Here is a 14,366-nt window from a genome sequence, read left to right on the forward strand (position 1 = left end):
ATGGACCTTTCAGGGATTGGCGCCGGCGTGGCCAAGCTGGAACGGAAGTGGCGCAACGTCGCGCAGGCAGGCCTGTTCGACCGGCTGCTCCGGCTTATCGAGGAATTCGCGCAGCAGGCGTGGCATGCAACCAAGGCGCGATACGCCATGGCCGGCATTGGCGACCATGACCAGTTGCGCCTTGCTCATCGACTTGGCGGCGCTTTGCGCGCGGCGCGGCGGCGTGACCGGGTCCTGGTCGCCGGACAGCAGCAGGGTTGGGATGGCAATCGGCGTTGCGGCTTGCACCGGGGCGGCCGGAACTTTCAGCAACGGGCAAATGGCGCCGATCCGGCCGGCGTGTCCGCGCAGGAAGGAGCCCTTTTCGTCGGCGATTCGCGCTTCATCGCTCAGGCGCGGAATGTCCTCGGCGCAGACCACGGCCAGGTAAAGCGGCATGGAGAGCGAGCTCTCAGGCGTGAAATCGCTGGCGATATATGCGCGCGCCAGGAATGGGCCCCAGTTGCCTTCATAGGCGTTATGGATGATGTACGGCAGGCGGTTGCTGTCCTGCGGCGAATACAGCGTCGAGTGCACCACCGAGACGAAACGCAGGTTGGTCAGCGGCAGCTGCATGCGCTTCATTGTGCGCGGGTGGGCGAAGTCCAGCTTCACCGAGCCTGCATCCACACGCGCAAGCAAGGAGTCGAACTCCTTCTGCAGCTGGGGATAAGCCTTAGCGCATTCCTTGTCGCTGGCGCAGCGCTTGAAGACGCCCTCCAGCGCCAGCTGCGCGTCTTGGGCGGCGGCTGGAATCACCTGGTCCGGAGCGGCCACGCCGTCCAGTATCAGGGTGCGCACGCTGCCCGGATAGCTGCGTGCATATTGCTGGCCAAGGCGGGTACCGTAAGAACCGCCAAAGACATTCACCTTGCCATAACCCAGCGCCAGCCGCACCTGCTCGATATCGGCTGCGGCGTTCGCGGTGGAATAAGCGGCCAAGGGGTTCTTGATCCCCTTCAGGCATTTGCCCACGGCCTCATTCAAGGCGCTCTCAGTGTTGGCGTCGTCAATCTGCTCGCCATCGCAGCGCAGCTTGCCCGACAGGCCAGTGCCGCGCTGGTCGATGAAGACGATGTCGCGCGTGGCGCGCATGCGCCTGAAGACCGAATCAAGCAACACCACGACGTCCGAGCCCGCTTCACCAGGACCGCCGGCCAGCACGAAGACCGGGTCGCTGTTTGGAATTGGACGGAAAGCCGGCGCCACCGACACATGCAATGTGAGCTGGCCCGCGTCCTTACGCTGCGGGTCCAGCGGCACGCTGATGTCGTGGCAGCGCAAGGCTTCTTCACTGCCGCGCAGGTGGCAGGCGCGTCCCGGCTGCACGGCAGCCTTGGCGTCCAAGGCCATTAGCGTCGCCAGCGTGAGGACGAGCGCCGCCCATGAAATACGCAATTTCATTAGAAAACTCCCAGATTAAAAAGGAATGGACTACTAAGTTTGCTGCCGTAAGCTGCGCAAGCGCTTGACGAGCCGCGCGACGCAGTAAAGCGAGACCGCGTAAGCCCCCAGGAGCATGGCAACCATGGCGGGTGCCTTATGCCAGTGCTCCTGGATGCGCATAACGGTGTAAGGCAATTGCAGCACCAGCGGCACCATGAACAGCCAGATCAGGATCTTGTACTTGCGGCTCATGGACTCGACATCAGTGAAGATTTCCGCCGCGCGCGCCTTGCCGACTGGCGCGCGCCAGTACTGCCAGCCCAGGAGGTGGTCTACGCGCTCCCAGCCTGCGTCCTGGAACAGCTGGAGATAATCCTGGCCAATGCGCCACGGCTGGAAATCAACGCGGTAACTCACTTCCGCCGGTTCTCCGCGTTCGAAAATGAACAAGGTGCGCAGGCAGCGAATGCGCTTCAAATGCAAGCCCTCGCGCGCCATGTCCTCGAGCCAGCGCTCGATCGCATGGTCTGCATCGTCCCAAAACCACCTGAATTTCCTGACTACTTGCGCCATATATCGGTCACCGCTATATCGATAGCCGATATATTAGCATTTAAGTAAACGATGTCAATGCCGTTGTTGCGCTGCGATCCAGTCATCCACCACGCGTTCCAGCACAGTCAGTGGCAAGGCGCCGTGGCCCAGGATCTCGGCATGGAACTGTTTGAGGTCAAAACGCTCACCCAGTTCGGCGCGCGCCTTCTCGCGCAGGCCAAGGATGGACAGCATGCCCACCTTATAGGCCAGCGCCTGGCCGGGTTCGACGATATAGCGCTCCACTTCCGCTGTGGCCTCTTTCTCGGAGATGCCGGTGTTCTCCATCATGTAGGCAATCGCTTCCTCCCGCGACCAGCGCTTGTAATGGATGCCGCTATCGACCACCAGACGCGCCGCACGCAGCATGTCGTCGCGCAGGCGTCCCAGCTGGTCGAGCGGATCGGGCGTCAGGCCCATTTCCGATGCCAGGCGTTCCGCGTACAAGCCCCAGCCCTCCTGGTAGGCGGTAAAGCTGATCACGCGCCGGAAGAACGGCACGCCATGCATCTCCTGCGCCAGCGATACCTGGAAGTGATGACCCGGCATGACCTCATGGAAGACCGTGCTGCGCATGCCGAATTTCGCCACATCCTTTACCGAGCGCAGATTCACGTAGAACACGCCCGGGCGGGTGTTGTCGAAGGAGGCGGGAATGTAATAAGCGGTGGGCGCGGTGGCAGCCGAATGGGCAGGCGCTTCACGCACTTCGATGGCGGCCTTGGGGTGCGTAGCGAAAGCGCCTGACAGTTTTTCGTCCGCTTCTTTCATGATGGCGCGGTACTGCGCCAGTAACTCCTTGCGTCCCTCTTCCGTGTCCGGGTAGCGGTATTGGGGGTCCTGCATCAGCTGTTGCAACCGTTCGCCGATGCTGCCCTGCTCCAGCCCTAGCTGGCGCAGCAGCCGGTCCATGATGCCGGTAATGCGCTCGACGTCGGCCAGTCCCAGTTCATGCACACGCTGCGGCGTCAGGTTGGTTGACGTGTGGTGGCGCACGCACCAGGCATAGTATTCATCGCCGTTCGGCAGCGACCAGGCGCCATCGTTGGAATGCACGCGGCCCTGCAGGTCGACGAAGTAGCGCATCAAGGATGCATACGCCGGGTAGACGCTATCCTGGATCGCGTCGGCCACGCCCTGCAGCAGTGCGGCGCGCGTCTTCTCGTTCATGTCCGCCAGCGGAATCGCGTCCAGCTTGGCCTTGAAGCTGGTGTACAGCACGTTGTCGCGCGCCGGACGGCCCGCGAAGACGTGCATCTGCTGCAGCACTTTCTCGACCAGGAATTGCGGCGGAACGATGCCGGCTGCAGCTTGCGCACGCACGCCTTCCAGCACCTGCTCGAACTTGCGCGGGAATTTTCGCAGGCGAGCGATATAGTCCTCCGCCTCGCCGCGCGTGGTGACGCGATGTACGTCCGTCATGAATTCCGGCAAAGCGATTTGCACGCCGTATAGCTGGTTGATCGGGAATTCGTGCAGGCGGAAGCGCTCGCCTTCGATCTTGTCGCTCAGGTAGTAATGCGCCGTGTCGTAGGACAGTTGCGCCTCGCGGCCCAGCTCTTCGCGGTCATAGCGGTCCAACATGGCCAGGTTGTCTTTCATGTCCTGGAAAAGCTCACGCCTGAACTCGGGCGACTCGTCGTCGAGGCGGGAATTCTGGAAATCCAGCCAGGCCGGCAGCACGCGTATGCGGGACATCAGCTCGGGGCTTTTCAGCGCCGACTTGGCAAAGGCGCGCATGTAAAACCACTCCAGCTTGAGCGGTTTCGAATACCAGGTTTGCGTTGCCAGCACCGCGCCGGCGCACAGTGCTGCCGTGATGCCGGTCAGTCCCCAAACCGCAATTTTCTTCGCATTGATCTCCATGCGTGAAATATTACAGTATCATCACCGGTTAGCCAGCCACCAGCTGGCAGATTTGATAACAGACCCGGAGATCCCGAATGACCTTACGCCTGCTGGCTATGGGCGCCGCCATCGTTGCGGCAACCAGTGCCGTTGCCGCCCCGCGCGGCCTGACCGTTGAAGACCTGGCAAGCATGGACCGCGTTGGCAGCCCAGTGCTGTCGCCGGATGCAAGCCGCGTGGTGTACACCGTCCGCACCACCAATATGGAAAAGAACCGCGGCATCACGCAGCTGTGGATGATCGACCTGAAGGCCGCCAAGCCGGCCCCTGTCCAACTGACCCAGCACGACGCCAGCAGCAGCCAGCCGCAATGGTCGCCATCGGGCGACGCCGTGTACTTCGTGAGCGGCCGTTCCGGTTCCGCCCAGGTATGGCGCTTGCCGATGAACGCCGGCGGTGAAGCCATGCGCGTGACCGACTTCCCTCTGGGTGTGGAAAGCTACCGTCTGTCGCCGAAAGGTGACCGCCTGGCCCTGGCTTTCGAGGTCTACCGCGATTGCGCCGACCTGGCCTGCACCAAGAAACGCCTGGACGACAAGGCCAAGAACAAAGCCACCGGCATGCTGTTCGACGAAATGTTCGTGCGCCACTGGGATACCTGGGCCGACGGCCGCCGCAACGTGCTGTACTCGGCGCCGCTCGACGTTTCCGGCAAGGCCGGCGCTGCGGTCAGCCTGAGCGGCTCGCTGGACGGCGACGTGCACTCCAAGCCATTCGGCGACAACGGCGACTACCAGTTCTCGCCGGACGGCCAGAAGGTCGTGTTCTCCGCCCGCGTGGCAGGCAAAGCCGAATCCTGGTCCACCAATTTCGACCTGTACGAAGTGCCGGCAGCCGGCGGCGCAGCTCCGCGCAACCTGACCGGCGAAAACCCGGCATGGGACGCCAAGCCATCCTTCTCCCCGGACGGCAAGACCCTGGCCTACCTGATGATGAAGCGCCCAGGCTTTGAGGCCGACCGCTTCCACATGGTGCTGATGGATGTCGCCACCGGCAAGAAACGCGTGCTGGCCCAGGAATGGGACCGCTCCATCGCCGATTACAAATGGCGCGCTGACGGCAAGGCCCTGCTGGCCAACGCCGACGACGTCGGTAATCACCGCCTGTTCTCGCTGGATGTCGCATCCGGCAAGGTGACCGCGCTGACCGGCAAAGGCTACGCCGGCGAATTCGACGTACAGAAAGACACCGTGATATCGGCCCTGGCATCCCTGGGCGGCGGCGCACAGCTGCTCAAGCTGAAGACTGAAGGCGCCGAACAGAAAGGCACCCAGCTGACCTGGGCGAATGCCGATCGCCTGAAAGACGTGAAGATGGCGGACTACGAACAGTTCTCCTTCAAAGGCGCGAACGGCGACACCGTGCATGGCTACGTGATGAAGCCTTGGAATTACGAGCCGGGCAAGAAATACCCGGTCGCCTTCCTGGTGCACGGAGGCCCGCAGGGCAGCTTCGGCAACAGCTGGAGCTACCGCTGGAATCCACAGGTGTACGCAGGTGCCGGCTATGCATCCATGTTCATCGACTTCCACGGTTCGACCGGCTATGGCCAGGCATTCACCGATGCGATCAGCGGCGACTGGGGCGGCAAGCCACTGGAAGACTTGCAGAAAGGCCTGGCGGCAGCCGTGTCCAAGTATGACTTCCTGGACGGCCGGAACGCCTGCGCCCTGGGTGCATCGTACGGCGGCTTCATGATGAACTGGATCGAAGGTAACTGGAGCGATGGCTTCAAGTGCATCGTCAACCACGACGGCGTGTTCGACCAGCGCGGCATGGCCTACGCCACCGAAGAACTTTGGTTCACCGAATGGGAAAACGGCGGCACCTACTACGCCAACCCTAACGGCTACGAGAAGTTCAACCCGGTCAACCACGTGACCAAGTGGAAGACCCCGATGCTGGTGGTACAGGGCGACCTCGACTTCCGCATCCCGACCTCGCAAGCGCTGGGCGCCTTCACCGCGCTGCAGCGCCAGGGCATTGAATCAAAGCTGCTGGTCTTCCCGGACGAGAATCACTGGGTCCTGAAGCCTGCCAACTCGATCCTGTGGCACCACACCGTGATCGGCTGGCTGGACGCCCACCTGAAGAAGTAAAATGTTAAGAAGCCGCCTCCGGGCGGCTTCTTTTATTCAAAAGCGCAGGTACGGAAGCCGTTGAAGATGTCGTCGCGTTCCGGCAGGTAGAAGTTACGGAACTTGGCCGAGCCAAGCCGCGATGGCGTGGCGAACGATGCGCCGCGCAGCACCTGGTGGGTGCTGAACCAGGGCGCTGAATATTCCCGGTAGCGGTCCGCCTCAAAGCCTGGATACGGCTCGAACGGCGACGCCGTCCACTCCCACAGCTGCCCCCAGCGGAAAGCCGGATGGCCGTGCAGCGCCGCGTACTCCCATTCCATCTCAGTCGGCAGGCGACGATTGGCCCAGGCGCAGTAGGCTTGCGCCTCATACAGCGAGACATGCCGCACCGGCTCATGCGCCGACAAAGTAGTCAGGCGGCCAAAGCGCATGGTGCGCCACTGGCCGTTATCACGCCGCCAGTAACGCGGCGCCGAGCGCTCCTGGCGCAGCAGCCATTCGGCGCCGGTATTGCTCCAGAACTCGCGCTTCTCGTAGCCGCCGTCTTCCACGAAGTCCGCATACTGCGCGTTTGTGACCAGGGTCGCGTCCATGCGGAACGGCGCAACGAGGCAAGGGTGGGCGAACTTCTCGTTGTCGAAAATAAAACCGCCCGAATCGGGCGCGCTGCCCAATTGCAGCGTACCGCCGGGGAAGGCGATATCGCCCGGCGCGCCGGATGCCCGTTCGTCGTGGGTCAGGTGGGCCGGCGCCTGCAGGCCAAGCGTCTGGAGCGTGTAGAGGAAGGCTTCACCGTGCATGTCCTCGTGGGCCAGCGCCAGCCGGTACGGGTACAGCGCTTCATCCGTGTTCGGCTCACGCGACAGCTTGTCCAGGACGCGGTCCAGCACTTCATGGCAGTAAGTTTTCAACCCGCCTGTGCTGGGCAAGTCCAGGCTCCAGCGGCTACGGTGCGGCACCATGTTCGAATCGAACCAGTCGTCGCCCTTGCGCAGCAGGGAGGTGTACAGCGCATCGGCCGGATGGCTTGAAATCGCCTCGCGCAGGATGAACCACTCCGCGAACCAGGCCGTATGCCCTAGCTCCCAAAGCGGCGGATTGACGATGCGTATTTGCGGCACGCGCGCCGCCGAATCCATCCCGGCTGCGGCGAAACATTCGAATAGGCTCAGCGTATAATTGCGCGCAGCCTGCAAGGCGTCGGCAAGTTGCTGGGTTCGGGCTGTCCGGAACGAGGCATGGATGGCGTTCATGGGTCGATTGTAGCTATATTTGAGCAACACACCAATGCGCAAGCAGACAATCTGCATCGTCAGCCCCGCGCTGGCACAAGCCAACAACGGCAACTGGCAAACAGCCCGCCGCTGGGCGCAATTCCTGCGCACGCGCCACCACGTCGAAATCGCATCCGACTGGCCCACCGCGCACTCGCCGGACCTGCTGATCGCGCTCCACGCGCGGCGCTCGGCGGGCCCGCTGGCACGTTTCTACGCCGCCCATCCTGACCGCCCGACCGTACTTGTCCTCACCGGCACCGACCTGTATCGCGACATCCGCACTGACTCGGACGCGCAAGCCTCGCTGGAACGCGCCACCGCCCTCGTACTGCTGCAGCCAGCCGGCCTGTCCGAGCTGACACCACGCTTGCGTGCCAAAGCCCACGTCATCTACCAGTCTGCCCCGGCCTTGCAGCCAGCCGAGCGCACCGCGCATCGGCACCACGACATCCTCATGGTCGGCCACCTGCGCGAAGAAAAAGACCCAAGCACCTTCATGCAGGCCGCCCCGCTGGTGAGCGCCCCAACCGCCCGCTTGATCCACATTGGCGGCGTTCTGGTTCCCGCCCTGGGCGAGGCGGCAGCGGCGGCCGCAAAAGCCGCAGAAGGCCGCTACGAATGGCTCGGCCCCCTCCCCCACGCCGAAACCCGCCAGCGCCTGAAGCACGCCCATGCCATGGCAATCTGCTCCCGCATGGAAGGCGGCGCCAACGTCATCATCGAAGCGGTGACCAGCGGCGTCCCCGTGCTGGCCAGTGACATCAGCGGCAATCGCGGCATGCTGGGCGACGACTACCTCGGCTACTTCCCGTCGGGCGATGCACAAGCCCTGGCAGCCCTGATCGATAAAAGCATCAGCGACACCGCATGGTACGCCGCACTTCAAGAACAATGCGCCCAACGCGCCAAACTCTTTACCCCCGAAGCTGAGCAGACAGCCCTGCTGGACTTGGTGGATAATCTGCTTTATACGAACTGAAAGACCTCATCATGAGCACTGAACCAATCAAACTCACCTCTTTCTCCCACGGCGGCGGCTGCGGCTGCAAAATCGCGCCCGGCGTGCTGTCCGAGATCCTGAAAAACACCAACGGCTTCCCCGTGCCGAAGGAACTGATGGTCGGTATCGAAACGGCCGACGACGCCGCCGTGTATAAGCTCAACGACGAGCAGGCCCTGATCGCTACCACCGATTTCTTCATGCCCATCGTCGACGACCCGTTCGACTTTGGCCGCATCGCCGCCACCAACGCCATCTCCGACGTATATGCCATGGGTGGCACACCGATCATGGCCTTGGCCCTGGTCGGCATGCCGGTCAACAAACTGCCGATCGACGTGATCGGCAAGATCATCAAGGGCGGCGAATCGATCTGCAACGAAGCCGGCATCCCGATCGCCGGCGGCCACACCATCGACTCCGTAGAACCGATTTATGGCCTGGTGGTACTGGGCCTGGTGCACCCATCGAAAGTGAAGCGCAACGCCGACGCCAAAGCGGGCGACGTCCTGGTGCTGGGCAAGCCGCTGGGCGTGGGCGTGCTGTCGGCTGCGCTGAAAAAAGGCGTGCTGGACGACGAAGGCTACAAAGCCATGATCGACAACACCACCAAATTGAACAAGCCAGGCAAGGCGCTGTCCGAACTGGCGGGCGTGCACGCCCTGACCGACGTCACCGGCTTCGGCCTGCTGGGCCACCTGTTGGAACTGGCGCGCGGAGCCAAGCTGACCGCCAAGCTGAATATGTCGCAGATCCCGCTGCTGCCAGGCGTCGAAAAACTGGCGCACGACGGCTTCTTCACCGGCGCCTCCGGCCGCAACTGGGACGCCTACGGCAAGGACGTGATGCTGACGCCGAACATCACCCAGCCGCAGCACACCCTGCTGACCGACCCGCAAACCTCCGGCGGCCTGCTGGTATCCTGCGATCCGTCGAGCGTCGATGAAGTCCTGGCCCTGTTCCGCAGCCACGGCTTCGAACACGCCGCCGTCATCGGCGAAATGGCCACCGGCGAAGCACGCGTTCAAGTCGCCGCTTAAAGCATCGCTTATTTCAGGAAGCGGAAGGTCGGCTCGATGTTTTTGGAGTGAAGGTAGTTGACGATGTCTTCCAGCGTCGCATCCTTCAGGAGCAGGCCTTCCAGTGCGGGGCGGGGCGTAGTCTGGGCCGCCACTGCGGCTTGCGGTGCGCAGCCGCCAGCTACTTTTCGCAGCTGCCCAAGTGCTTGCTCAAACTGCGCGGGCGTGATGCTTTCCAGGCCTTCCAGCAAGGCGACCTGGCCCGCTTCCGGCGGCTGAACTTCCAGCCCTTCGTCGCCCGCGAACGATGCGCCCATGCCGGGATGGATGAATGCTGACCACTTGCCGCTATCCTGTTTCATGTGCGGCGGCAGCTCTGGCAAGGAGCCGGTCTGCTTCTGCTCGGGGCAAAAGGCCTCGCAGAGCATCTCCTTGAATTCTTCGGCTTGCGCCGCTGCTACCGGCTTTTCGAGCGAGAGCCAAAGTCCATACGAACCAGCGCCTGAGATGCTGACCGCTGGTGCCGGCAGGCCTAATTCCGATTGCAAGGTATTCGCCAGGGAGCAAAGCCGCTCCCAATGCCCCGCCTCGCCGTCGCCGGGCAATTTCTTGAACGCCAGCGCGATGCTGCGCGTGCCGCCATCGGTAGCAGCCTGGTACAGCCGGTTTAATTCCACATTCAGTTTTTGCATCGCGCTATTCTAACTTAGCCTCATTCAGCGAACGGCGCGCGGACAGGCGTCTGGTGGAGGATCACGCGGCTGTAGGTATCCTGCACGCCCGCCCGGTCGCGCAAGGTATCGATCAAACGCAGCAACTGGGCCTGGTCTTTGCAGGCCACACGCAGCAGGCCGTCGTAGTTGCCGGTCAAAAGCGCCACTTCCAGCACGCCGGGAATGGTTTTCACCACCTCCTCGAACTCGTGGGTATTGGTGCCCGACTTCAGCTTGACGTCGATATAGGCTTGCAGGTGCAGGCCCAGCGCCGCGTGTTCGATGCGTGCTTCGAAACCGAGGATGGCGCCGTCCGCCACCAAACGCCGCACACGGTCAGCCACCGTATTCGCGCTAAGGCTCACCCGCTCGCCTAAATCCTTAAAACTTATCCTCGCATCATCACGCAAAAGCCCGATTATTTCTCGATCAATTTTATCCATAGCCGATTTATCCTCGATGACAACCCTATTTTATCAGTATAAAGCGCGAAATCATCGTATTTCACTGCTGAGATTTTTTCTTGACAAGGCCAAATCGGGTGCCTTACATTGGACGACATGACCTCGCAAATGCACATCTTTGCTCACCTGCCAGGCGCCCTACTACTAGGCGCGCTACTACTGGCACGCGCCTGAAATTCCCCCAGCAGTACCCCGCGTCGGCCGCCCTCGCGCCACGTTCCGGTTTCCCAAAATTTAAAAAACTCAGGAGTATCACCATGATGTTGAAGAACCCTGCCGCGAAATATCGCCCGTATCCTACCGTCGGTTTGACCGACCGCAGCTGGCCGAACGCCGTCATCTCCAAGCCGCCAATCTGGATGAGCACCGACCTGCGCGACGGCAACCAGGCCTTGATCGAGCCGATGAGCGTGGAAAAGAAAATCAAGTTCTTCGAATTGCTGATCAAAGTGGGCCTGAAGGAAATCGAAGTAGGCTTCCCTTCCGCCTCGCAAACCGACTTCGACTTCGTGCGCAAGCTGATTGAAGAAAACCGCATCCCGGACGACGTCACCATCATCGTCCTGACCCAGGCACGCGAAGAACTGATCCGCCGCACCGTGGAATCGTGCATCGGCGCCAAGCGCGCCATCGTCCACATGTATAACTCCACTGCGCCGGTCTTCCGCAAAGTGGTGTTCGGCGCCAGCCGCGAAGAAATCACCTCCATCGCCACCAGCGGTACTAAGCTGGTGAAGGAGCTCCTGGCCCAGCATCCGGAAACCGACTGGACCTACGAATACACGCCGGAATCCTTCTCCACCACGGAATTGGACTTCGCCAAGCACATCGTCGATGCCGTCTCCGCCATCTGGCAGCCGACTCCGGCCAAGAAGATGATCGTCAATTTGCCGGCCACCGTCGAATGCTCGACCCCGAACGTGTACGCCGACCAGATTGAATGGATGTCGCGCAAGCTGGAACGCCGCGACTCCATCATCATCTCCGTGCACCCGCATAACGACCGTGGCACCGGCATCGCCGCCGCCGAACTGGCCGTGATGGCCGGCGCCGAACGCGTCGAAGGCTGCTTGTTCGGCAACGGTGAACGCACCGGCAACGTGGACCTGGTCACCCTGGCCCTGAACCTCTACACCCAAGGCGTGCATCCAGGCCTGGACTTCTCCGACATCGACGCCGTGCGCAAGATCGTCGAAGAATGCAACCAGTTGCCGGTGCACCCGCGCCACCCGTACGTCGGCGACCTGGTCTTCACCGCCTTCTCCGGCTCACACCAGGACGCGATCAAGAAAGGCTTCGCCAAGCAGCAGGACGGCGCGCCGTGGGAAATCCCGTACTTGCCGATCGACCCGCAGGACGTGGGCCGCAGCTACGACGCCGTCATCCGCGTCAACAGCCAATCCGGCAAAGGCGGCATGGCCTACCTGCTGGAGCAGGACTACGGCCTCGAATTGCCACGCCGCCTGCAGATTGAATTCAGCCGCGCCGTGCAGAAGGTCGCCGACCAGACCGGCCTGGAAATCACCTCCGAAGGCATCTACCAGATCTTCGAACAGGAATACCTGTCGCAGACCGCGCCTTACGCCTATGTCTCGCACAAGATGGTGGAAGACACCTCGAACGACGAGCCGGTGCAAATCGATATTGGCCTGCTGCACAACAAGGCCGCGATGACACTGCAAGGCGGCGGCAACGGCCCGATCGACGCCTTCGTCGACGCGCTCGGCCTCGACGTGACCCTGATGGACTACCACGAGCACGCCATCGGCCACGGCGCCAATGCCAAAGCAGCCTGCTACGTCGAATTGCGCCTGGACGGCGGCCCGACCCTGTTCGGCGCAGGCGTGGACAGCAATATCGTCACCGCCTCCTTCAAAGCCGTGCTGAGCGCCATCAACCGCCAGATCGCGCAGAAGAACGACGCAGCGGCCGACGCCGCAAATGCGGAAGCTTGATCAATCTCAAAGGCAGTCGCGACCCCGCAACAGGATTTCGGCTGCCTTTTGATCGAAAACAAAAATTTCCATACGGAAACGCACGAAAGGGATATCGAATGTAAAATCATGAACTTACCGTCTTAGTAACGATTGATTTACAAATATGAAACTATCCCTGAATATTTTCCATAAAGTTCTGATCACCCTTCTGGTGGTAACCCTGGTACCCCTGCTGGCCCTTTGGTACCTGGGCAATTCTTCCGCTGAGAAAGAATTGACCACCAAGATCTCGGAAAACCTGATCGCTAACACGGACACCGTCGCGACCGGCATCAACAGCTGGGACGACACCAATATGCGCGCCCTGCGCATGGCCACCCGCCTGGATGACATCATCTCGATGAACCCGGCCCGCCAGGTACCGGTGCTGACCGCGATTTCCTCGACCTACGAATGGTCCTACCTGCTGCACATCGAAGGCACCGACGGCAAGGACGTATCCCGCAGCGACGGCGGCGCCCTGACCGACTACAGCGACCGCGCCTACTTCAAGGCCGTCATGGCCGGCAAGGAAGAAGGCCGCCTGGTGGCAATCGGCAAAACCAGCGGCAAGCCATCGCTGAATATCGGCGTTCCGATCCGCAACGACAACCGCACCGTGGTTGGCGTGCTCGCTATCGCCATGGACCTGGGCGTGGTATCGCGCACCGTCACCGACATCAAAATCGGCGAAACCGGCCGCGCCATCCTGCTCGACGCGGAAAAGAAAGTCATCGCCCACGGCGACCCGACCAAGATCAAGACCCAGCTGCAAGACTTCAGCAAGCACCCTGCCCTGCAGGTACAAGGCATCACCGACGAGCCTAAGACCTATGTGGACGGCGGCGTGAAGATGGTTGGCTTCGTACGCGAACTGCCGCAAGGCTGGACCGTGCTGGTCGAACAGCAGTATGACGAAGCCTATGCCGCCATGAACAAGATGCGCGACGAAGCGCGTATCCTGATCGGCATCGTGATCGTGCTGGTCGCCGCGCTGGCATTCGTGATGGGCAAGCAGCTAACCCGCCCGATCAACCAGCTGACCGCCATCGCCGAGAAACTGAGCAAAGGCCAGTTGGACGTGACGATCCCGCAAACCAGCCGTGGCGACGAAATCGGCTCGCTGGCACGCGCGGTGGAACGCCTGGGCGTCAGCATCCAGATGGCGATGGATCGCCTGCGTAAGAAATCCGGGTAAAGGCGAACTGTTATGGCACTGCCAGAGTTCATCCCCTTCGTACAGCTGCTCGACCAGATCGCCGGCTACTGCGCCCAGGGACACACTGCGACCATCATGCTGGTCAGCGATGACAACCGCATGGCGCAGATCCACCTTGATGGCGGGCGTATCGTTTTCGTCCTGTGCCGCGGTCGCCGCGGCCGCGACGGACTCGATATCCTGCGCACCATGCAGCGCGCGCGTTTGAGCGTTGACCGCGCGAGCGCGGCCAGCAACGAACCGCTGCCATGGTCGACCGAGGCGATTCTCGATTACCTGTACGGCAGCATTCCGGACCTGCCGGCGGCCGGTTCATCGGCGTCCACCCTGCTGCCCGGCGTAGCGCGCCGCCCTGCACCCGCCGCAGCACCGATGCCGGCCACGTCGCAACCAGCCGCCGCCAACGGCAAGCCAGTTCTGACGGACGCCCAGCGCACCATTTTCGAAAACACACTGGCCACGTATATCGGCCCGATGGCAGCGATTGTCTGCGGCGACTATTTCGACGAAGTCACCGACCTGCGCGTGATGACGCAGAAACTCGCCGGCGAGATTCCTAATGCCGACCAGGCAGCCAAGTTCACGGCCGACATCAGCCGCGCCCTAGGCATCTAATTTAAAAGTCGGGGTCAGGTCGAGCAAACGGACACGAGCCCAACCGCAATGCGGTTGGGCTCGTGTCCGTTTGCC

General features: G+C 61.9%; 12 protein-coding genes. 6 read left to right on the forward strand and 6 right to left on the reverse strand.

Annotated elements, in window-relative coordinates; translation table 11 throughout:
* Nucleotides 1-9: 9 nt before the first annotated feature.
* Genes AC1RTP_RS17790 through AC1RTP_RS17800 form a run of 3 tightly spaced genes read right to left on the reverse strand, consistent with a single transcriptional unit; the run spans nt 10 to nt 3,885 of the window.
* A complete protein-coding gene (locus tag AC1RTP_RS17790) occupies nt 10-1,443 on the reverse strand; it encodes an alpha/beta fold hydrolase (RefSeq protein WP_498609070.1) in 1,434 nt (477 codons plus the stop codon).
* Between the two features lie 33 nt (nt 1,444-1,476).
* Nucleotides 1,477-1,998, reverse strand: a complete 522-nt coding sequence (locus AC1RTP_RS17795; protein ID WP_498609072.1) for a DUF2812 domain-containing protein — start codon at nt 1,996-1,998, stop codon at nt 1,477-1,479.
* Nucleotides 1,999-2,052: 54 nt separating this feature from the next.
* Nucleotides 2,053-3,885 (reverse strand): DUF885 domain-containing protein, encoded by a 1,833-nt coding sequence (locus AC1RTP_RS17800; protein WP_498609074.1) that lies wholly within the window; start codon nt 3,883-3,885, stop codon nt 2,053-2,055.
* Nucleotides 3,886-3,962: 77 nt separating this feature from the next.
* Between AC1RTP_RS17800 and AC1RTP_RS17805 the strand changes: the two genes are divergently transcribed.
* Nucleotides 3,963-6,026, forward strand: coding sequence for a S9 family peptidase (locus AC1RTP_RS17805; protein ID WP_498609076.1), 2,064 nt, complete (start codon nt 3,963-3,965; stop codon nt 6,024-6,026).
* 32 nt (nt 6,027-6,058) lie between these two features.
* Here AC1RTP_RS17805 and senA read toward each other — a convergent pair whose 3' ends face one another.
* Complete coding sequence (senA, locus tag AC1RTP_RS17810; RefSeq protein WP_498609077.1) at nt 6,059-7,261, reverse strand: selenoneine synthase SenA; 1,203 nt, start codon at nt 7,259-7,261, stop codon at nt 6,059-6,061.
* A 34-nt stretch (nt 7,262-7,295) separates the two neighbouring features.
* Between senA and senB the strand changes: the two genes are divergently transcribed.
* Both senB and selD read left to right on the forward strand, forming a co-directional pair.
* On the forward strand, nt 7,296-8,264 hold the full coding sequence (gene senB / locus AC1RTP_RS17815) for a selenoneine biosynthesis selenosugar synthase SenB (protein ID WP_498609078.1): 969 nt from the start codon (nt 7,296-7,298) through the stop codon (nt 8,262-8,264).
* Nucleotides 8,265-8,275: 11 nt separating this feature from the next.
* Nucleotides 8,276-9,325, forward strand: coding sequence for a selenide, water dikinase SelD (selD, locus tag AC1RTP_RS17820; protein ID WP_498609080.1), 1,050 nt, complete (start codon nt 8,276-8,278; stop codon nt 9,323-9,325).
* Between the two features lie 8 nt (nt 9,326-9,333).
* On the opposite strand, the gene AC1RTP_RS17825 is transcribed toward selD, so the two are convergent.
* Both AC1RTP_RS17825 and AC1RTP_RS17830 read right to left on the reverse strand, forming a co-directional pair.
* Complete coding sequence (locus AC1RTP_RS17825) at nt 9,334-9,996, reverse strand: hypothetical protein (protein ID WP_498609082.1); 663 nt, start codon at nt 9,994-9,996, stop codon at nt 9,334-9,336.
* Nucleotides 9,997-10,016: 20 nt separating this feature from the next.
* Complete coding sequence (locus AC1RTP_RS17830) at nt 10,017-10,460, reverse strand: Lrp/AsnC family transcriptional regulator (protein WP_498609083.1); 444 nt, start codon at nt 10,458-10,460, stop codon at nt 10,017-10,019.
* Between the two features lie 278 nt (nt 10,461-10,738).
* Here AC1RTP_RS17830 and leuA point away from each other — a divergent pair, with 278 nt between their 5' ends.
* From leuA to AC1RTP_RS17845, 3 genes are all read left to right on the forward strand, one after another.
* Nucleotides 10,739-12,436 (forward strand): 2-isopropylmalate synthase, encoded by a 1,698-nt coding sequence (leuA, locus tag AC1RTP_RS17835; RefSeq protein WP_498609084.1) that lies wholly within the window; start codon nt 10,739-10,741, stop codon nt 12,434-12,436.
* Between the two features lie 145 nt (nt 12,437-12,581).
* A complete protein-coding gene (locus tag AC1RTP_RS17840) occupies nt 12,582-13,655 on the forward strand; it encodes a cache domain-containing protein (RefSeq protein WP_498609086.1) in 1,074 nt (357 codons plus the stop codon).
* Between the two features lie 12 nt (nt 13,656-13,667).
* Nucleotides 13,668-14,291, forward strand: a complete 624-nt coding sequence (locus tag AC1RTP_RS17845) for a DUF8082 domain-containing protein (RefSeq protein ID WP_498609087.1) — start codon at nt 13,668-13,670, stop codon at nt 14,289-14,291.
* The last annotated feature ends 75 nt before the right edge of the window (nt 14,292-14,366 follow it).

This window comes from Pseudoduganella sp. GW821-FHT11H04, assembly GCF_058807935.1.